The sequence below is a fragment of the Pseudomonas sp. D2002 genome, from assembly GCF_013385735.1.
In the GTDB taxonomy this organism is placed as follows: Bacteria; Pseudomonadota; Gammaproteobacteria; order Pseudomonadales; family Pseudomonadaceae; genus Aquipseudomonas.
On sequence record NZ_JACAPL010000023.1, the window covers coordinates 200406 to 218600 of the forward strand.

General features: G+C 62.6%; 21 protein-coding genes. 12 read left to right on the forward strand and 9 right to left on the reverse strand.

Going from position 1 to position 18195, the window contains the following annotated elements; all coding sequences use genetic code 11:
• Window positions 1-42: 42 nt before the first annotated feature.
• Window positions 43-1251, reverse strand: coding sequence for a pyridoxal phosphate-dependent aminotransferase (locus tag HX783_RS28380; protein ID WP_177019063.1), 1209 nt, complete (start codon window positions 1249-1251; stop codon window positions 43-45).
• 2 nt (window positions 1252-1253) lie between these two features.
• A complete protein-coding gene (locus HX783_RS28385) occupies window positions 1254-1919 on the reverse strand; it encodes an RraA family protein (protein WP_159958423.1) in 666 nt (221 codons plus the stop codon).
• A 122-nt stretch (window positions 1920-2041) separates the two neighbouring features.
• On the opposite strand from HX783_RS28385, the gene HX783_RS28390 reads away from it, so the two are divergent.
• The gene (locus HX783_RS28390) at window positions 2042-2938 is read left to right on the forward strand and encodes a LysR family transcriptional regulator (RefSeq protein WP_159958421.1); all 897 of its coding nucleotides are present in this window, start codon (window positions 2042-2044) and stop codon (window positions 2936-2938) included.
• A gap of 131 nt (window positions 2939-3069) precedes the next feature.
• A complete protein-coding gene (locus HX783_RS28395; protein ID WP_177019064.1) occupies window positions 3070-3993 on the forward strand; it encodes a LysR family transcriptional regulator in 924 nt (307 codons plus the stop codon).
• Here HX783_RS28395 and HX783_RS28400 read toward each other — a convergent pair.
• Complete coding sequence (locus tag HX783_RS28400; RefSeq protein ID WP_177019065.1) at window positions 3896-4600, reverse strand: TetR/AcrR family transcriptional regulator; 705 nt, start codon at window positions 4598-4600, stop codon at window positions 3896-3898. The two genes, HX783_RS28395 and HX783_RS28400, sit on opposite strands and share 98 nt — an antisense overlap.
• Before the next feature lie 120 nt (window positions 4601-4720).
• Here HX783_RS28400 and HX783_RS28405 point away from each other — a divergent pair, with 120 nt between their 5' ends.
• Window positions 4721-5938, forward strand: a complete 1218-nt coding sequence (locus HX783_RS28405; protein WP_159958415.1) for an MFS transporter — start codon at window positions 4721-4723, stop codon at window positions 5936-5938.
• 13 nt (window positions 5939-5951) lie between these two features.
• On the opposite strand, the gene HX783_RS28410 is transcribed toward HX783_RS28405, so the two are convergent.
• Window positions 5952-6392 (reverse strand): hotdog fold domain-containing protein, encoded by a 441-nt coding sequence (locus HX783_RS28410; RefSeq protein ID WP_159958413.1) that lies wholly within the window; start codon window positions 6390-6392, stop codon window positions 5952-5954.
• Window positions 6393-6526: 134 nt separating this feature from the next.
• Here HX783_RS28410 and HX783_RS28415 point away from each other — a divergent pair, with 134 nt between their 5' ends.
• On the forward strand, window positions 6527-7150 hold the full coding sequence (locus HX783_RS28415; protein ID WP_177019066.1) for a TetR/AcrR family transcriptional regulator: 624 nt from the start codon (window positions 6527-6529) through the stop codon (window positions 7148-7150).
• Between the two features lie 47 nt (window positions 7151-7197).
• Window positions 7198-8064 carry a DNA/RNA non-specific endonuclease gene (locus HX783_RS28420; protein ID WP_177019067.1) on the forward strand — a complete coding sequence of 289 codons (867 nt, stop codon included), beginning with the start codon at window positions 7198-7200 and terminating at the stop codon, window positions 8062-8064.
• 35 nt (window positions 8065-8099) lie between these two features.
• Here the strand turns inward: HX783_RS28420 and HX783_RS28425 are convergent, their stop codons facing one another.
• From HX783_RS28425 to HX783_RS28450, 5 genes are all read right to left on the reverse strand, one after another.
• Window positions 8100-8279 (reverse strand): DUF1289 domain-containing protein, encoded by a 180-nt coding sequence (locus tag HX783_RS28425; RefSeq protein ID WP_177019068.1) that lies wholly within the window; start codon window positions 8277-8279, stop codon window positions 8100-8102.
• A 4-nt stretch (window positions 8280-8283) separates the two neighbouring features.
• Window positions 8284-9228: a CDF family Co(II)/Ni(II) efflux transporter DmeF gene (gene dmeF / locus HX783_RS28430; RefSeq protein ID WP_177019069.1), complete on the reverse strand. Its 945-nt coding sequence runs from the start codon at window positions 9226-9228 to the stop codon at window positions 8284-8286.
• Window positions 9225-9500 (reverse strand): metal/formaldehyde-sensitive transcriptional repressor, encoded by a 276-nt coding sequence (locus tag HX783_RS28435; RefSeq protein ID WP_159958403.1) that lies wholly within the window; start codon window positions 9498-9500, stop codon window positions 9225-9227. The genes dmeF and HX783_RS28435 overlap by 4 nt, the downstream gene beginning before the upstream one ends.
• Before the next feature lie 73 nt (window positions 9501-9573).
• A complete protein-coding gene (locus HX783_RS28440; protein ID WP_177019070.1) occupies window positions 9574-10791 on the reverse strand; it encodes an MFS transporter in 1218 nt (405 codons plus the stop codon).
• A gap of 149 nt (window positions 10792-10940) precedes the next feature.
• On the reverse strand, window positions 10941-11378 hold the full coding sequence (locus HX783_RS28450; protein ID WP_177019071.1) for a MarR family winged helix-turn-helix transcriptional regulator: 438 nt from the start codon (window positions 11376-11378) through the stop codon (window positions 10941-10943).
• 189 nt (window positions 11379-11567) lie between these two features.
• Between HX783_RS28450 and HX783_RS28455 the strand changes: the two genes are divergently transcribed.
• The 7 genes from HX783_RS28455 (at window position 11568) to HX783_RS28485 (ending at window position 18191) form a co-directional block, all read left to right on the forward strand.
• The gene (locus HX783_RS28455; RefSeq protein ID WP_177019072.1) at window positions 11568-12779 is read left to right on the forward strand and encodes a YeeE/YedE family protein; all 1212 of its coding nucleotides are present in this window, start codon (window positions 11568-11570) and stop codon (window positions 12777-12779) included.
• Window positions 12780-12801: 22 nt separating this feature from the next.
• The gene (locus HX783_RS28460) at window positions 12802-13677 is read left to right on the forward strand and encodes a LysR family transcriptional regulator (protein ID WP_177019073.1); all 876 of its coding nucleotides are present in this window, start codon (window positions 12802-12804) and stop codon (window positions 13675-13677) included.
• 110 nt (window positions 13678-13787) lie between these two features.
• Entirely contained in the window at window positions 13788-14213 is a 426-nt protein-coding gene (locus HX783_RS28465; RefSeq protein WP_177019074.1) for a VOC family protein, read from the forward strand.
• A gap of 85 nt (window positions 14214-14298) precedes the next feature.
• Window positions 14299-15063 carry a 5-oxoprolinase subunit PxpB gene (pxpB, locus tag HX783_RS28470; protein WP_177019075.1) on the forward strand — a complete coding sequence of 255 codons (765 nt, stop codon included), beginning with the start codon at window positions 14299-14301 and terminating at the stop codon, window positions 15061-15063.
• Entirely contained in the window at window positions 15060-15998 is a 939-nt protein-coding gene (locus tag HX783_RS28475) for a biotin-dependent carboxyltransferase family protein (RefSeq protein ID WP_177019076.1), read from the forward strand. The genes pxpB and HX783_RS28475 overlap by 4 nt, the downstream gene beginning before the upstream one ends.
• Window positions 15999-16178: 180 nt before the next feature.
• On the forward strand, window positions 16179-17546 hold the full coding sequence (locus HX783_RS28480) for an MFS transporter (protein ID WP_256347343.1): 1368 nt from the start codon (window positions 16179-16181) through the stop codon (window positions 17544-17546).
• Window positions 17547-17648: 102 nt separating this feature from the next.
• Window positions 17649-18191, forward strand: a complete 543-nt coding sequence (locus HX783_RS28485) for a cysteine hydrolase family protein (protein WP_177019077.1) — start codon at window positions 17649-17651, stop codon at window positions 18189-18191.
• Window positions 18192-18195 lie beyond the last annotated feature (4 nt).

Genomic DNA, 18195 nt, shown 5'->3' on the forward strand with positions numbered 1-18195 from the left:
AAACAGCGGCCATCCGTTGGCCGCCGGGTACAGCGAAGGGTGTCAGCGCAGGTCGTGGCAGGCGTCTTTCAGGCGACGACAGCCTTCTTCGATCACGTCCGGCGCGCTGGCGAAAGACAGGCGCACATACGGCGACATGCCGTACGCCGCGCCGCTGACCGTGGCCAGCCCGTAGTCGCGCAGCAGGTAGTCCACCAGTTGGGTGTCGCTTTGCAGCGTTTCACCGTGCGCGGTGAGTTTGCCCATCAGCGCGCTGACGTTGGCGAACACATAGAACGCGCCGTCGGGTGGGGTCACGCTCAAGCCCGGAATGCCGGCCAAACGATCCAGCATCAGTGCGCGACGCTGCACGTACTCCGCGCGCATGTCGGCAATGGGCGCCTGCTCACCGGCAAAGGCCGCCACGGCAGCGGCCTGGCTCAAGGAGCTGGGGCAGGTGGTGGTTTGCGACAGCAACTTGGCGATGGCGGCGATCAACCACGCCGGCCCCGCCCCAAAACCCAGGCGCCAGCCAGTCATCGCGTAGCCCTTGGAGGCGCCGTTGACGATCAATGTGCGAGGTTTCAGATCCGGCGCCAGGCGCGTCAGCGGCACGTGGTGGGCATCGCCATAAACGAAGTGCTCGTAGATCTCATCCGCCATGATCAGCACATGGGGATGGCGGCGCAGAACCTCGGCCAGCGCGAGCAGTTCGGCTTCGCTGTACACCGCGCCGCTGGGGTTGTTCGGGCTGTTGAGGATCACCCATTTGGTGCGTGGGGTAATCGCCTGTTCGAGGGCCTCGGGAGCCAACTTGAAGCCCAGGGTTTCGTCGCCGGGGATGATCACCGGCGTGGCGTCATTCAGTCGCGCGATATCCGGGTAAGACACCCAATACGGCGTGTGCACGATGACCTCGTCGCCGCGATTCAGCGTGGCGGCCAATGCGTGATAGATGATGTGCTTGCCGCCGCAGCCGGCCACCACCTCGTCCAGGCCGTACGCCAGGTCGTTGTCACGTTGCAGCTTCAGGCAGATCGCCTGGCGCAGCGCGAGGGTGCCGGTGGTGGCGGTGTAATGGGTGTCGCCGTTGTGCATCGCCAGGCTGGCGGCCTGGAGAATATGCGCCGGGGTGTCGAAGTCCGGCTCGCCGACGGTGAAGTTGACGATGTCGCGGCCCTGGGCGCGCAACTCGGTGACCAGCGCATTGGCGGCGATGCTCGGTGACGGCTGGATGCCGAGCACGCGCTCGGAAAGAAATGCAGTGCTCATGTTCAGCCCGCCAAGCCAGCGTTGGCCAGCACCTTGTCGATCCAGCTCTGGCGCACGGCGCCCGTGGCGATCTCGGCCTTGACCGCTTCTTCGTGCTCGGCATGTTGCCCGGCGCGGCGCAGCACCTCGGCGGCGTCAGCCTGGGAGAAGGCCACCAGGCCGTCTTCATCGCCCACCAGCAAGTCGCCCGGGTTGATCAGCATGCCGCCGATGGACACCGGCACATTCACCTCACCTGGGCCGGTTTTGTACGGGCCGGTGTGCACCACGGCGCGGGCGTAGCATGGGGTGTCTTCAAAGCTGGCGACATCACGAATCGCGCCGTCGATCACAAAGCCGACGCAGCCGCGTTGCTGCGCGTAGAGCTTGACCAGCTCGCCGATCACCGCGTTATTGGTGTCGCCCTGGCCGTCCACCACCAGCACGTGGCCGGGTTGCAGCAGGCTCATGGCCTTGTAGATCAGCAGGTTGTCGCCGGGCCGCGTCTTGACCGTGATCGCCGTGCCGACCAGCTTGCCGGTGCGGTTATAGCGCGTCAGCCCACGGGCGCCGATGTGGCGGCCGAGGTTGTCGCTGATATGCGGCGTGACCACGTGGGCAAACGCTTCGACCAGCTCGGCCGAAGCCATCGGCGCGTTGGGAAGGATGCGGGAACCGGGCAAGGACATGGCAAATCTCCAGAATCGTTGGATAGCGACGGGCTATGACCGGATCTTAGGAGTGATGAACGGACAGTTTTAGCGATATTTTATGATGTGATAGCATCGCTTTTTCTCATGAATTAGCCGCCATGATTACCTTCAAGCAAATCGACGCGCTGTACTGGATCGCTGAGTTGGGCAGCTTCGAAGCGGCGGCGAACAAGCTGAACATGTCGCAGTCGGCCATCTCCAAGCGCATCCAGGAGCTGGAAGACACCTTCGATGTGGAGATTTTCGACCGCAGCAAACGCAATGCGCGGCTGACCGAAAAGGGCGGCGAACTGCTCGACTACGCCCGCGACCTGCTCAAGAGCCGCGACCAATTGCTCGAACGCGTCAGCGCCCGCGAAGTGCTGGTGCGGCGCTTTCGCCTGGGTGTCACCGAGTTGACGGCGCTCACCTGGCTGCCGGCCCTGGTCGACGCACTGCGCCATGCCTACCCCAAAGTGCAGATCGAACCGTCGGTGGAGCTCAGCAGTGAGCTGTTCCGCAAACTGGAAAGCGACCAGCTCGACCTGGTGATCGTGCCGGAGGTCTACAGCGACCCGCGCTTTCACAGCACGCCGTTGCAGAGCGTGGAAAACGCCTGGATGTGCTCGCCCGGGCTGGTCCCGGACGCCGACCCGATCAGCCTGGAGACGCTGGCCAGCTACACCGTACTGACCCAGGGCGCGCAGTCGGGCACCGGCTTGATCTACGAGCGCTGGCTGGCCGCGCACAACGTGCAGATGCCGCGCACGCTCACCAGCCACAACCTGTTGGTGCAGGTCGGGTTGGCGTTGTCGGGGATCGGCGTGAGTTATCTGCCCAAGGTCTGCCTGTCGCACCTGATCGAGCAAGGCACATTGCGTGCGCTGGTGACGCAACCGGAACTGCCAAGCGTGCGCTACGTGGCGTTGCACCGGGTGGACCGCCAGTTCGGCCTGAACCAGGACGTGGCGCAGATGGCGCAGGCGTGCTGCGATTTTTCCAGGTTGTTGCTCTAGCGGTAACCCAACCTGTTATGGCAAGCAGGCTCGCCACAAGATTATTGTGCGGCTCAAAGCGCTGTATTTGTACGCCAGGTATTGGTAAATAGAGCATATTCTCCATTTATCGATACCTGGTGTAATCAATCATGAAGCGCCATTTCGAAGATTTGCAGTTGGGCAGCATCGAGCTGTTCTGCCTCGCCGCCGAGGCCAGTAGCTTTACCGGCGCCGCGCAGGTGGCCGGCGTAACCCCGGCCGCCGTGAGCCGCAGCATTTCGCGCCTGGAAGATCGCCTGGGCTCGCGCCTGTTTGTGCGCACCACCCGCAGCATCCGCCTGACCGACAGCGGCCGCACGTTTTTCCAACAGTGCCGCCAGGCCCTGACCCAATTGGTGGAGGCGCAGCAGGAAGTGATGGGCGCGCAGTCGGTGCCGTCCGGCCAATTGCGTATCAGCGTCCCGACCACCTATGCACATCACCGCTTGTTGCCGCTGCTACCCACATTTCGCGCGCTGTACCCGCAAGTGAGCGTGGACATCCACATCAGCAACCGCAATATCGACTTCGTCGCCGAAGGCTACGACCTGGCGATTCGCGTGCGTGCCCAACCCGACTCGTCGTTGATAGCGCGGTTGCTGGAGGACGCCGAATTGGTGGTCGTCGCCGCCCCGGCCTACCTGCAACGCGCCGGCACGCCGCAGACCTTGCAGGACTTGCCGTCGCACGAATGCATTCAGTTTGAACTGCCCAGCAATGGCCGGCGTATTCCCTGGCTGTTCCAGGTGCAAGGCCAGGAACAGGAGTTTGCGGGGCAGGCAGGGTACAGCATTTCCCATGACGTGCTGGGCGGCGTGACCTTGGCCAAACATGGCGCAGGGCTGTTTCAGACCTACAAGTTCATCGTCGAGCAGGAACTGGCTGACGGCACGCTGGTGGAAGTGTTGAAACCGTTTGGCGGGCGCTCGCGACCCTTTACGTTGTTGTATCCCCATGGGCGTTACGTGCCGCATCGGGTGCGGGCGTTTGTGGATTTTTTAATGGCGTGTCGGCACGCGTGGGCGGCGTCGTAGAGGCGGCAATGTCCCACGTCAGCAGGAGTTGACTGATCGCCGCGTCGATCACCTGATACGGCACATCATCGCGCGCCAATATCGAAACGCCCTGCAGAAAACTATCAAACACCGCCGCCATTGACGGCGCATGCAACGTGCTCGGCAGGTGCCCGGCACGCATGCCGCGTTCAACACACGCCACTATTCCCGCCCGCGTTCGCGCGCGCGAATGCGTCAACGCCTGCGTCACTCGCGCATTCTCCGGGCTCGGTGCGCTCATCACGCCGAGCGCGACCATGCAGCCCTTGGGGTGTCCGTCGTCACACTGCATGCGCGCCGACTGGCGCAGCGCAGTTTCGAGGGCCTTGCGCGGTAGCAGGGTTTCGTCCCACAGGCATTCGGTGACCTGGGCGTAGGTCGCCAAGTAGCGTCGCACGCACTCATCGAACAGCGCTTCTTTGGAGCCGAATGCGGCATAAAAACTCGGCGCGGAGATGCCGCCACCCAGGCCTGCCTTGAGCTGGGCGAGGGAGGTGGCGTCGTAGCCGTGCTGCCAGAACAGGTGCAGCGCCTGTTCCACGGCGTGGTCGCGATCAAAATTACGCGGGCGGCCCATTTGTGCCATGTGCAATCTCCTGTGCAGAACGAGATAAATACTAGTCGATACATAAGTTGTTGACAATGCACGTGCGCTGCACGCAACATTTGTATCGATCAGTATTTAAATCGTTTCAAGGAGTCTCCCGTGACACCCTCTCTCAGCTTATCCGCGTCATCCGACCGCCTGCCCATCGGCGCTTTGCTCGCCCTGGCCATGACCGGTTTCATCTGCATCGTCACCGAAACCCTGCCCGCCGGCCTCTTGCCGTTGATCAGCGCCGGCCTGGCGATTTCGCCGTCGATGGCCGGGCAGATGGTCACCGCCTACGCGCTCGGCTCGGTGCTGGCGGTGATCCCCATGACCATCGCGACGCGTGGCTGGCGTCGGCGCAATGTGCTGTTGCTGACCGTCGTCGGTTTTCTGCTGTTCAACTCCATCACGGCGCTGTCGTCGCACTACGGCGTCACCCTGGTGGCGCGGTTCTTTGCCGGGGTTGCGGCGGGGTTGGCGTGGAGCCTGCTGGCCGGCTATGCCCGGCGCATGGTCGCGCCGCATCAACAGGGCAGGGCACTGGCCTTGGCGATGGTCGGTACGCCGATTGCGTTGTCGTTGGGCGTACCCCTCGGCACCTGGCTGGGCGGCCTGGTGGGTTGGCGCACCACGTTTGGGATCATGTCGGCGCTGACGCTGGTGCTGATCGTATGGGTGCTGGTGAAAGTCCCGGACTACCCGCCACAGGCTGCGCATCAGCGCGTGTCGCTGGGTAAAGTGCTGACCACGCCCGGCGTGCGGCCGGTGCTGGCGGTGGTGATCAGCTGGATGCTGGCGCACAACATTCTGTACACCTACATCGCGCCGTTTTTGCTGCCGGCCGGCCTGGGCAGTCGTGTGGATGTGGTGCTGCTGGTGTTCGGGGTTGCCGCGCTGGCGGGGATTTGGTTGACGGCCAGGTTGGTCGAGCCGCTGTTGCGGCGCACGGTGCTGGTGAGCCTGGCGACGTTTGCGGCGGTGAGTGTGGTGTTTGGTTTTGCGGGCGATATGCCGCAGGTGATTTACCTCGGCGTGGCCGTCTGGGGGCTGAGCTTTGGCGGTGCCGCGACCCTGCTGCAGACCGCGTTGGCCGATGCTGCCGGTGACGGCGCGGACGTGGCGCTGTCGCTGAACGTGGTGGCCTGGAACAGCGCGATTGCCGGCAGCGGCGTGGTCGGCGGTGTGCTGCTGGATCGCTGGGGCGTCGCGTCATTTCCCTGGGCGATGCTGGTATTGCTGCTGGTGGCGCTGGTGATCGCGTGGTCGGCGCATGCCCATGGCTTCAAACCGGGACGGCGGTCAGCCGATGGGCCTGCGGTGGCGGGGCATTGAGCCAGGCCGAGGCCTAAGCGAACTTCACATTCATGGTGATATGGGCGGTGAACACCTTGACGCCGCCTTCATCGAAGATCTCCACCGGCACGATTTTATCGCCGGCGGTCTGCCAATCAATCCCGCTGCCATCGGCTACTGCTTGGATGTTCGACTTCGCCTTGGCCAGGTATTCCACGGTCATGCCTTTTGGAATCCAGCGCGCACCGGCGGGAATCGACACGTCGGTCATCGTGCCGCCGGCCAGCTCGGCGGCGTTGCACAACGCGATGGCGTGCACGGAGGCCAGGTGGTTGGTGATCTCCTTGCGAAACGGCACATTCACCACCGCACGGTTCGGGCTCAACTCTGCGAACTCAGGCGCGATGCTGCTGAAGTACGGCGCCATTTGGCAGGCCATTTGTGTGAAGGCGGCGGGGCCAGCGCTATTGAACAGGCCGAGCAGTTGGCTCATGGGATATCCTCAAGGTGATTTGCAGAATAAAATTCTGTAACGGAACAATATTCTGTAAATTCCATGCCTGTCAACCGGCGCTTTCTCTGGCGGTGGATGAACCTATAAACTGTTTTTATTTGGCGTCTGTGTGCATGCACCCCATCGACCTTATCGAGCGTACCTTTCCCGGCAGGCGCAGCGACCTCAAGCGCAGCATCCTGCGGGCGGCGCTGGCGTGCTTTAACGAGGTTGGCATCGAGGCAACCAATATCGAAACCATTCGTGCGCGTTGCGACACCAGCGTCGGTGCCATCTACCATCACTTCGGCAATAAAGAGGGGTTGGTCGCCGCGCTGTTTTTCGCCGCCCTCGAAGACCAGGCCACCCTGCGCGACCGTTATTTGCAGGACGCGCACACGGCGCACGCTGGCGTGGTGGGGCTGGTGCACAGCTACGTCGAATGGGTGCACGAACAGCCGGAGTGGGCGCGATTTGTGTTTCAAAGCCGCTTCGCCGTGTCCAACGGCCCGTTCAAGGATGAGCTGATTGCGCGCAACCGCCAGCGCAACCAGTTGTTGAAAGACTGGATGAGCGCGCCGGAACGCAAGGGACATTTCAGCCATCTGCCCGCCGAACTGATCCCCTCGTTGATCATCGGCGCGGCCGAAAGCTACTCACGGGCCTGGCTGTCGGCGAAGGTTAAAAAAAGCCCTTGGGAGTATCGCGAACTGCTGGCTGAAGCGGCCTGGAATTCGATCGGGTTGGGGTCGCACTAAAGTGCAATGTGAGGGTCTATAAGGCCCCTCACTTTAAGATATGAAACATGCACTTACGCATTATTGCAGTCAGTTTGTCGGCGTTATTTTTGTTCACCCCAGGGGCACAGGCGCGTGGCCTGCTGGACCTGATCAAGCCACCCGCCCCGGAACACACCTCGCGCTCAGGCACGATCAGCCAGCGCGCGGCCCTCGATCTTTATTCCAGCAAACAGCAGCAACCCTCATTCGACAGCTGCGCCGATCTGTTCCCCGGTGCTACACCGATCAACACCGCCACCGTGCCCGCCACGATGAAACCCCTGGCGCTGTGTTCGGATAATTTCGCGGTGCTCTACTCGCAAACCAGCAAGACCCCGCTGGTGGTGGTCGAGCGCCTGAATGCCGCGCAGTTGAAAGACGCCAAAGGCGAGGAGCGTACCAACCAGTTCTACCCGGACCCGCGCATTCCCAAAGGCGCCCGCGCCGAGTTGAGCGACTACCGCAGCCAGCACCCGGCCGTGGACCGTGGCCACCAGTCGCCGGCTGCCGATGCGCCGAGCGCCAATGCCATGGCGCAGTCCTTCGCGCTGTCGAACATGGTGCCGCAAGACCCCACCAACAACCGCAAGATCTGGAGCAAGGTCGAGGCCGATGTGCGCAAGTTCGCCGTGCGTGCCGGCGGCAATGTGTTCGTGTTCACCGGCCCTTTGTTTGACGCCGGTTACGGCACCGTCGGCGACAATAAGGTGTGGGTGCCGACGCGCCTGTTCAAGCTGGTCTACGACGCCTCTTCGAAACGCGCTTGGGCCTACGTGTTGCCCAACGCTGAAACGCGCATCCAGAAGCCGATGGACTACGACACCTTTGTGAAGAGCACCGGGCTCAAGCTGCTGGGCAACTTGCCGGTCACGGGGTCGGTGGGGCGCACCTGATGTGACATCCCCAAGGCTGGCCTGCCGCGCCAGCCTTACTTATGCTTTCTCAACGCCTTAAGCCGCAACGTCGCACGCTGGACGGCGGCCATTTTCTCTGGGCGTTTCATGCGTTTCCATTTGCGGATGTCGTCCTTGGTCCGCCCACAGCTCACGCATAGATCGCCGCTGAGTTGGCAGGTGGAGATGCAGGGGTTTTCAATGTCTTTAGCCAAGGTGTCACCGGGTTATGATCAAGGGCGCGAGCAGCTGGGCCGTGCGGAATTCAACGGTGAGGTGGCTTACTTCATGGACGGGTTTGAGGCGTTCGCGAATGCTCTCGGCGTCCGTGGTCGAGTGGCCCACCACGCTGACGATGGCCGCATGCGCGTCAGGGCCGACTCGCCACACGTGCAGGTCGGTAATCGTCGCATCGCCGGGTTGCTCGACGAGCTCTCGGATTTGCGCGGCGACGTGTTCGTCGGTTTGGTCCAGCAGCACGCCGGCCGTTGTGCGCATCAAGCTCCAAGACCACCGCGCAATCACCACGGCGCCGACGATGCCCATCGCGGGGTCCAGCCACACCCAGCCCAGATAGCGCCCCGCCAGCAATGCAGCAATGGCCAGAACGGAGGTCAGCGCATCGGCGAGCACATGCACGTAGGCTGAGCGCATGTTGTTGTCGTGGCCATGGCCATGATGATCGTGATCGTGATCATGCCCATGGCTGTGACCGTGTCCCAGCAGCAGCGCGCTGATGATATTCACCGCCAGCCCCACGACCGCAATCAGCGTGGCCGTACCAAACTGCACCTCGGCAGGTGCAAGCAAACGCATCACTGACTCGACACCGATGCCCAGCGACACCAGCGCCAGGATAAGCGCTGAGGCGAACCCACCCAGGTCGCCGACTTTACCGGTGCCGAAGCTGAAGCGGGCGCTGCTCGCGTTGTGCTTGGCATAGGCGTAAGCCGCGGCGGCGATACCCAGTGCGGCCGCATGGGTGGCCATGTGAAAACCGTCAGCCAGCAGCGCCATGGAACCGGTCAACGCGCCGGTGGCAATTTCTGCGACCATCATCACGACGGTTAGCATCACCACCCAGAGGGTGCGTTTGGCGTTTTCATCATGGGCCGAACCGAGGAACATGTGTTCGTGTGTGTGAGCGTTCTGGAGGGCGTTCATTTGGAATACCGCCGAATGGCTTCAAGCAGTTCTTCAACGCCTTGCGCGCGCGCTTCCTCGCTGAGGGCCGGATCGGCCACGTGCGCCCTGGCGTGGTCTTCGATGATTTCTTCCATCAGCCCGTTGATGGCGCCGCGTGCGGCGGCCACCAGGTGCAGCGTCTTGGCGCAGTCGAGGTCCGACTCCAGCGCTCTTTCAACCGCCTGGATCTGCCCGGCGATGCGTTTTACCCGCTTGATCAGGCTGTCTTTGTTTGCGGCAATGTGGCCCACGATATACCCCCCCTACCTATGTTGGGGCGGATCATCACATACCCCACCCCCCTATACAAGGTGGCGGTATGAGTTACTTGGGCCGATCCAACTGACGCTTGATCGTGTAAAGCGCCACGCCCACCGCCAGGACGCCCGACACCGCGCCGACCACCAGTGCCCAGCGTGGGCCCAGGTGGTCGGCCACCCAGCCGACGATGGGCGCGCCAATCGGCGTGCCGCCCAGGGCGACGGCGACGCGCAGGGCGATCACCCGGCCGCGCATCGCGGGCTCGGTGGTGAGTTGCATCAGGCTGTTGGTGGTGTTGCTGAAGGTCATGGCGCCCACGCCGATGATCACCAGCGCAATGGCGAACGTCCAATAGTTCGGCGCCAATGCCGCCAGCCCGCAGCCGAAGCCAAACACCGCCGCACCCGTCAGCAATGACTTGAACTGCGGCCGCTCGCTGCCCGCCGCAATCAATGCGCCGGCGATGGTGCCGATGGCCAGGGTCGAGGTGAGCAGGCCATAGCCGCGCGCATCGGCATGGAACACGGTGACGGCCATGGTCGAGATAAAAATCGGGAAGTTCATGCCGAAGGTGCCGATCAGAAACAGCATCAACAGGATCGCCTTCAAGTCCGGCCGCGCCCACACGTAACGCATGCCCTCGGTGAGGCTGCCTTTGGTGCGCAGGGCGCGCACCTTCGGGTTTTTGCCCGCCACGCGCAGAAAAAACAACGACGCCAGCACCGCGAAAAAACTCGAGCCATTAAGCAGGAAGGCCCAGCCGGTGCCAACCGAGGCGATGGTCACACCGGCCACGGCCGGGCCGATCATGCGCGCCATGTTGAACGAGGTCGAGTTCAGTGCGATGGCGTTGGACAAGTCCTTCTCGCCCACGAGCTCCGCGACGAAAATCTGCCGCACCGGCGCATCGAATGCCGAGGCGCAGCCGGACAAAAACGCGAACACGTACACATGCCACAGCTCCACGAAGCCGGTGATGGTGAACACCCCCAGCGTCAACGCGAGCAGGCCCATCACTGCCTGGGTGACGATCAGCAGCTTGCGCTGGTCGTAGTGGTCGGCGGCAAAGCCGGTCCACGGCAGCAACAACAGCTGCGGCCCGAACTGCAGCGCCATGACGATACCCACGGCGGCGGCGTTGTGCGGGGTCAGTTGGGTGAGCACCAGCCAATCCTGGGCGGTGCGTTGCATCCAGGTGCCGACATTGGACACCAGCGCGCCGGCGGCCCAGATGCGGTAGTTAGGGCTGCGCAACGAGCGGAACGTGCCGAGGAAACTCATGGCTGTTTCAGTTCCCCCGGCGCTCGATCACCGCGCCAATCGGATGAATGAAGGGGTAACCGATAATGCCGTGGTGCAGGTCCACGATGATCAGGGCGGTTGTTGCATCCAGCGAGGTGACAGCCATGCTATTTCCTCAATCAGGTGATTCAAAAATCGGCGAGGCGCTCCAGCAGTTTCACCGCAGCGGCGAGTTCGACTTGTTCCTGGGGCGAGAGTTGTTCTTGCAGCGCACGCAGCAGCCAATCGTCTTTGGCGGCGCGGCTTTGAGTCAGGTGTTTTCGCAAGGTGGGCGTCAGTTCGATCAGCGTTTGCCGGCCATCCGTAGGGTCCGGCTTGCCGCTGACGGCCTGCATCAGCTCAAGCCCGGCCACGGTGATGCGCATCGATTGCGGGCGCACGCTTTCAGCGCGGGCGAGGGCGGACACGGTGGTCGGGCCATCGCGGTCCAGGCGCAGCAGCACGGACTTCTGCGCGGTGGTGAAATCGTCGCGGTGGGTTTGCTCGCGCAGGCGGCGGATCAGCTTGCCGAGGGAGATGCGCAGTTCGGCGGCCAGGCTGGCGGTGTCAGGAGAAGAGTCGGTCATGCCTTAACCGTAGCACCCGTGCAGGAAAACTCTACAGTTTGGCTGTATAAATTTTTCTTCATGAAAGGGTACTTGTTGTGGTTGTGGCGAGCCCGCTCACCACAACAAGCCCGCTCACCACAACAACCCCCTCGGTTTATACTCGCCCCCCATTGCAAACCTTCAAACTCAAACAACCCGAGATCCCCCATGAGCACCTCTCTCTCCCTGGCCCCCGCGCGTAAACCCATCGCGCCGCTGTTGGCGTTTATCATCCTGGTGGCGGGCGCCGTGTTCCTGCAAAACAGCGTCGGCTCGCGCCAGGTGCTGTTGCTGGCGGTCGGCGCGGCGTTGGGCTTGACCCTGTATCACGCCGCTTTCGGCTTCACCTCAGCCTGGCGCGTGTTCATCAATGATCGGCGTGGCGCCGGCTTGCGTGCACAGATGGTCATGCTGGCGGTGGCGGTCGTGCTGTTTTTCCCGGCGCTGGGCGCGGGCACATTGTTTGGTCAGCCGGTGGTCGGGCTGGTGGCTCCGGCCGGTGTTTCGGTGGTGTTCGGTGCGTTTATTTTTGGCATTGGCATGCAGTTGGGCGGTGGTTGTGCCTCGGGCACGTTGTTCACCGTGGGCGGCGGCAATGCGCGGATGTTGGTGACGCTGTTCTTCTTCATTTGCGGTTCATTGATCGCCACCCAGCATGTCGACTGGTGGTTTGCGCTGCCGGCGTTCCCGGCGGTGTCCATCGTCAAAAGCTTTGGCGTCGTGCCGGCGTTGCTCTTGAGCCTGGCCGTGTTCGCGATCATTGCAGCAGTCACAGTGCGATTGGAGAAGGGCCGTCATGGCCAGCTCGAAGCGGGCGTGACCAGCGAGCACATCGGCCTGCGCCGTTTCCTGCGCGGGCCATGGCCGTTGGTGTGGGGCGCGATTGGCCTGGCGTTGCTCAACTATGCCACCCTGGCGCTGGCCGGGCGGCCATGGGGCATTACCTCGGCGTTCGCGTTGTGGGGCGCCAAGGTCGCCAGCGGTGTGGGTGTGGACGTGGCCAGCTGGGCGTTCTGGCAAATGCCGGGCAATGCCAAGGCCCTGGCTGCGCCGGTGTGGGAAGACATCACCAGCGTCATGGACATCGGCATCGTCCTCGGCGCGCTGTTGGCGGCAGGCCTGGCCGGGCGTTTCGCGCCCAGCTTGAACATCCCGGCGCGCTCGCTGGTGGCGGCGGTGATCGGTGGCTTGTTGCTGGGTTACGGCTCGCGGCTGGCGTACGGGTGCAATATCGGCGCGTACTTCAGCGGTATCGCCTCCGGCAGCCTGCATGGCTGGGTGTGGTTGGTGGCGGCGTTTATCGGTAACAGCGTGGGCGTGCGGTTGCGTCCATGGTTCTTTGCAGGCGAGCGGCCGCAGGTGGCATTGAGCGGTTGCTGAATCAACCCATGAGGTAGGCGGCATGATCAGAGAGTTGCGGACGTTTGTCAGCGCGGCGCGGCGCGGCACCTTTGCCGCCGCCGGCCAGCAGGTGGGGCTGACGCAATCGGCGGTGAGCGCGCAAATCAAGCACCTTGAGGACGCGCTCGGGGTGAAGCTGTTTGACCGTACCGGCCGCTCCGCCACGCTCAACTCGGCAGGGCAGCGCGCGGTGCCGCTGGCGGAGGAAATCCTCGATATCTTCTCGCGCATGGGCACCCCGGACAGGGCCAATAACTTCCACGGCTCCTTGCGCATCGGCGCCATCGGCAGTGTGCAAACCGGCCTTTTGCCCAAGGCGCTGGTGGCGCTTAAACAGCGCGCGCCGTTCATCGAGGTCAACCTGGTGCCGGGAGTTTCGCTGAACCTGCTCAGCCAGGTCGATGCCGGTGAGCTGGACCTGGCGATCATGATCCACCCGCCGTTCAACCTGCCCAAAGACCTGAACATCGAGGTCATCGCCCGCGAACCCTTTGTGCTGATTACCGCCAAGGACGTACCGGGCGACGACCCGTTGCAGATCCTGCGCGAGCAGCCCTTTGTGCGTTACGACCGTGGCTCGTTCGGCGGGCGCCAGGTCACGCAGTTTCTCAAGGAGCAGAAAGTCCAGACGCAACAGGCCCTGGAACTCGACGAGCTGGACGCCATCGTCAAGATGGTCCGCAGCGGCCTCGGCGTGTCCCTGGTGCCTTTGGCCGGTTTGTGGCTGGAACACGGCAGCGACGTGCGGGTTTTGCGATTGGACGCACTCACGTTCTATCGCGAAATCGTCTTGCTGACCAAGTACACCCAGCGCCAACTGCCACTCTTCGAGTTATTCAGGGCGTGCGTCATAGAAGTGCTGGGTGCGCCGAAGTAGGGCGCGAGCATCGAAAAAATTGAGGCTCAGGGCGAAAGATATGCGCTTTATTGCGCGGTCTTTCTGGTGAAGAATCGGGTTCTGAATAACAGAACCCGCAGGTAACCACCGTGAGCCTTTCACCTTTCCATTTAGCTATTCCCGTCTACGACCTCGCCGCCGCTCGCCACTTCTATGGCGACGTGTTTGGCCTCTCCGAAGGTCGCTCCAGCGCCCAATGGGTCGACTTCGACTTTTACGGCCACCAGTTGGTTATTCACGAACACCCCAAGACGGAATCCCAGGAATCGGTGCACTCCAACCCGGTCGATGGTCACGACGTACCGGTCCCGCATTTCGGCATCATTTTGCAGTGGGAACAGTGGGAAGCCTTGGCCGAGCGCCTGCGCGCGCGTGGAACACAGTTTGTGATCGAACCCTACATTCGCTTCCAGGGCCAGGTCGGCGAGCAAGCCACCATGTTTCTGTTTGACCCGTGCGGCAACGCGCTGGAGTTCAAGGCGTTCAAAGACATGAGCCTGCTGTTCGCCAAGTAAGTGCCCCCGTGCGACCGTCGCCAGCCGAGCGACGGCGTTAATAAGACGTGTAGCTGCATGCCTGCCGCCTGAGAGAAGTGCCGTGATGTCTGACGTTGACTGTGAGTTTCGGCCCGTGCGTGCCGAACAGTGCTGGCAGTTCGAGCCGTGTGGCGACAGCTGCATCGTGGTGGTGTTTGCGACCGTGTTCAGTGCGCACGCCAACCGCCGCGCCGTGGCGTTCAGCGCAACCCTGCATGACCTGTTGACGCGCGGGCTGCTCAGCGGCGTTACCGATGTGATCCCGGCGATGGTGTCGGTGGGCGTGCATTATTCCCCGGACGTGTTCGCTACGTTGTACCCCGAATTATCGCCTTACGACGCCGTTGCCCACGTGCTGGACAACGCGCTGACACAGCAGCAGAACGTGCCGCGTGTGACCCCGAAACGGCTGGAAATCCCCGTGTGCTACGAGGGCGATTACGCCCCCGATCTGCTCGACATCGCCAGTGCCTGCAATATGAGCCCTGGCGAGGTAATCGCTGCGCACAGTGGGCAATGGGTGGATGTGCTGATGGTCGGTTTCGCGCCGGGCCACCCGTATATCGGCATGCACCCGCCCGCGCTGAAACTGGCGCGCCGGGCCGTGCCGCGTACGCTGGTCAAGCAAGGCAGCGTGGGTTTGGCCAACTGCCAGAGCGTGATCTACCCCGCCGACTTGCCGGGCGGCTGGAACATCATCGGTCGTACGCCGTTGCCAATGTTTACCCCGGCCAACCAGCCGCCGTGCCTGTTGAGCGGCGGCGATCAGGTGCGATTTGTGCCGATCACGGCGCGTGAATTTGAGCAACTGGCCGGAGCAACGCGATGAGCATCCACGTGATCCGGCCCGGGTTGTTTTCCTCGTTCCAGGACAGCGGGCGCGTGGGTTTCCAGCATTGGGGCGTGCCGGTCAACGGCGCCATGGACCAGGACGCGCATGCGCTGGCCAACCTGTTGGTGGGCAACCCGACGAGCGCCGCGACCCTGGAAATGACCGTTCAAGGCCCGGTGCTGTGTTTTCAGGCACAGGCGCTGATCGCACTGGCCGGCGCCGACCTGGGCGCCAGCCTGGACGGTGCCGCGCTGAAACCGGGGCAAGCCGTGCGGGTAAAACCGGGCGCGGTACTGCGCTTCGAAAAGCGTGAATACGGCGCGCGGGCTTATCTCGCCGTGAGTGGCGGCTACCTGCTGCAACCGGTGATGAACAGCCACAGCACTTACAGCCGGGGAGGCTTTGGCGGGTTGTGCGGGCGCGCGTTGCAGGCGGGTGATGTGCTGCCCATTTGCTCATCTTTTGCCAACCCGCCGCGCTTGAATATTCCCTCGGGTTTGCTGGTCGGCAAGCAGACCAGCCCCGTCTCGATCCGCGTGCTGCATGGCCGTGAGTGGGCGCAGTTTTCGGAATCGGCGCGGCATGCCTTTCTCTGCGAACCCTATGCGATGACCGCCGCGTCGGACCGTATGGGCTACCGATTGGAAGGCCCCGGCCTGGACCTCACCCAGCCCAGGCAATTGCTGTCGCAAAGCGTGGCCTTCGGCACCGTGCAAGTTCCCGCAGGCGGCCAGCCGATCGTGCTGATGGCCGACCGCCAAACCACCGGTGGCTACCCGCGCATCGCGCAAGTCGCGAGTGTGGATTTGCCCAAACTGGCGCAACTGATGCCAGGCGATGCAGTGCGCTTTGCCCTGATTGATTTACCCACCGCGCAGCAACTGCTCGTGACGCGTGCGCGCACGCTGAAACGATTGGAGGCCGCCCACTAACCCCACCCGTCGCTACCGAATAATAAAAACAGGAGCGCTGCATGATGAGTCCCACTTTCAAGATTCCTACTGTCGAGCATTAAAACCCCTCGGTTTGCGACGGGTTTACTTCTGGGTGGAGCAATCCACCTCAATAACTCAAATGACCCTTGGTCAGAGTGGAAGGTGTTTATGTCTCGAATGATCGCTACTACAGTCCGAACAACGTCTCCAACGACAGCCCCAACGACAGCCCCCACGAGCGCTGTTGGTGAGCGCAATCAAACCGCGCAAAGCAGTGCCACCAGGATCGCCAAACGTGCCGCCATCGCCGCCGCTACCGGCACGGCGGTGGAGTATTACGAGTTCGGCGTGTACGGTTTTATGGCGACGATTATCGCGCCGTTATTCTTCCCCAGTGATAACGCCGCTGCCGCGCTACTGGCCACGCTGGCGGTGTTTGGCAGTGCGTTTTTGATTCGGCCCTTGGGCGGTATTCTGCTGGGGCGGCTGGCCGACCGTATCGGGCGGCGCAAGGTGTTGCTGAGCACGGTGATCGGCATGGGCAGCGCGACGGCGATGATCGGCCTGCTACCGACGTCGGCCCAAGTGGGGATTGTCGCGCCGATTCTGCTGGTGCTGATTCGACTGGCCCAGGGCTTTTTCGCCGGCGGTGAGGTGATCGGCGCGGCCGCCTTCCTGGCCGAGTCTTCGCCCAAAGGCCGGCGCGGTTTCTACGGTGCTTTCACCCCGGTCGGCGTGGCAATTGGCGGGTCGATGGCGGCGATTATCTGCGGCATTACCACCGGGCTGGTCGACGCGCAGCAGCTGCAAGCCTGGGCGTGGCGTATTCCATTTTTCCTCGCCATCCCGCTGGTGATCTTCTCGTGCATCATGCGCCATAACGTCGAGGAAACGCCTGAGTTCAAAGCCTTTCTCGCGGTGGAAAAACCGCCCACGGCACCGGTCAAAGAGGTGCTCACGCAAAACCTGCCGGCGGTGCTGCGCGTGGTGGTGTTCGCCTTTGCGCAGAATGCCGGGTACTACATCGGCCTGGTGTTCATGAACATCTACCTGACCACCTACCTGCATTTCGAAAAATCCAGGATCTACTGGGTGATCGCCGGCGTCAGCCTGTGCATGGCCGCGCTCATGCCGTTCTGGGGTGGGCTGTCTGACCGCATCGGGCGCAAGAAAGCCCTGGCCATCGGCTTTGTCGGGTATGCGGTGCTGGTGATCCCGATGATGGTGCTGATGAACAACAGCAGCCTGTTCATCGCGGTCATGGCGTTTTTTGTCGCGACGCTGCCCATGCCGGTGATCCAGTCGGTCGGCTACCCGACGTATGCGGAACAGTTTCCCACTCGGGTTCGCTACACCGGCATGGCGATCAGCATCAACCTGGGCGCCATCCTGGGCGGTGGGATCACGCCGTACATCGTCACGTCGCTGATCGGCTCTACGGGCAACCTGCTGGTTCCAGGCTTTTTCATGGCTGGCGCGGCGGTGTGTGCGTTGATTGCGTTGACCACCTTGCGCGAAACCTCCCAGGGCGAACTGCGCCGCTGAGCATGTCCGAATCCGTCCTGAAGTGGTCCGGCACGCGCCTGTTGCTCGCTCGCGGACGTGCCTACCATGGATTGCATCAATCGCCAGCCCTGAGGACACATCATGAGTCGCAAAGCCCTGATCGTTATGGACGCCCAGCATTCATTTCGCCATTCAAGCTACTGGTCCGAAACTGACCTGCCGGCTTACCTGGAAAAACAGCAAGCGCTCATCGATGGCTGTGTTCAACACGGCATCCCGGTGATACAAGTCTTCCATGTGGAAGACCAGGGGCATTTTTCCCTGGCCTCGGGCAATGTCAGGGCGTTGAGCGAATTGTCGATCAACCCCGACCTGGTCATTCATAAGCGTTTCCACAGCGCTTTCGCCGGCACGCCCCTGGCTGCGCGGCTTACGGAGATGGGCGTGACACAGGTGATCATCAGCGGCATTCGCACCGAGCAGTGCTGTGAAACCACCACGCGGCAGGCGTCGGACAGCGGCCTGCGCGTGGATTTCGTCAGCGAGGCGACGTTGACCTTCGCCATGACCCACGCGCGCAGTGGGCGGGTCTATACCGCCGCCGAGATTCGCGAACGTACCGAATTGGTGCTGGAAGAACGCTTTGCGCGCATCGTCACGGTCGCCCAGGCATTGGAGGATTGAATTT

Bases quoted from the DNA above. Each gene is read 5' to 3' on its own strand.
- HX783_RS28380 (WP_177019063.1), bottom strand. From the start codon at position 1,251: ATGAGCACTGCATTTCTTTCCGAGCGCGTGCTCGGCATCCAGCCGTCA.
- HX783_RS28385 (WP_159958423.1), bottom strand. From the start codon at position 1,919: ATGTCCTTGCCCGGTTCCCGCATCCTTCCCAACGCGCCGATGGCTTCG.
- HX783_RS28390 (WP_159958421.1), top strand. From the start codon at position 2,042: ATGATTACCTTCAAGCAAATCGACGCGCTGTACTGGATCGCTGAGTTG.
- HX783_RS28395 (WP_177019064.1), top strand. From the start codon at position 3,070: ATGAAGCGCCATTTCGAAGATTTGCAGTTGGGCAGCATCGAGCTGTTC.
- HX783_RS28400 (WP_177019065.1), bottom strand. From the start codon at position 4,600: ATGGCACAAATGGGCCGCCCGCGTAATTTTGATCGCGACCACGCCGTG.
- HX783_RS28410 (WP_159958413.1), bottom strand. From the start codon at position 6,392: ATGAGCCAACTGCTCGGCCTGTTCAATAGCGCTGGCCCCGCCGCCTTC.
- HX783_RS28415 (WP_177019066.1), top strand. From the start codon at position 6,527: ATGCACCCCATCGACCTTATCGAGCGTACCTTTCCCGGCAGGCGCAGC.
- HX783_RS28420 (WP_177019067.1), top strand. From the start codon at position 7,198: ATGCACTTACGCATTATTGCAGTCAGTTTGTCGGCGTTATTTTTGTTC.
- dmeF (WP_177019069.1), bottom strand. From the start codon at position 9,228: ATGAACGCCCTCCAGAACGCTCACACACACGAACACATGTTCCTCGGT.
- HX783_RS28440 (WP_177019070.1), bottom strand. From the start codon at position 10,791: ATGAGTTTCCTCGGCACGTTCCGCTCGTTGCGCAGCCCTAACTACCGC.
- HX783_RS28450 (WP_177019071.1), bottom strand. From the start codon at position 11,378: ATGACCGACTCTTCTCCTGACACCGCCAGCCTGGCCGCCGAACTGCGC.
- HX783_RS28455 (WP_177019072.1), top strand. From the start codon at position 11,568: ATGAGCACCTCTCTCTCCCTGGCCCCCGCGCGTAAACCCATCGCGCCG.
- HX783_RS28460 (WP_177019073.1), top strand. From the start codon at position 12,802: ATGATCAGAGAGTTGCGGACGTTTGTCAGCGCGGCGCGGCGCGGCACC.
- pxpB (WP_177019075.1), top strand. From the start codon at position 14,299: ATGTCTGACGTTGACTGTGAGTTTCGGCCCGTGCGTGCCGAACAGTGC.
- HX783_RS28475 (WP_177019076.1), top strand. From the start codon at position 15,060: ATGAGCATCCACGTGATCCGGCCCGGGTTGTTTTCCTCGTTCCAGGAC.
- HX783_RS28480 (WP_256347343.1), top strand. From the start codon at position 16,179: ATGATCGCTACTACAGTCCGAACAACGTCTCCAACGACAGCCCCAACG.
- HX783_RS28485 (WP_177019077.1), top strand. From the start codon at position 17,649: ATGAGTCGCAAAGCCCTGATCGTTATGGACGCCCAGCATTCATTTCGC.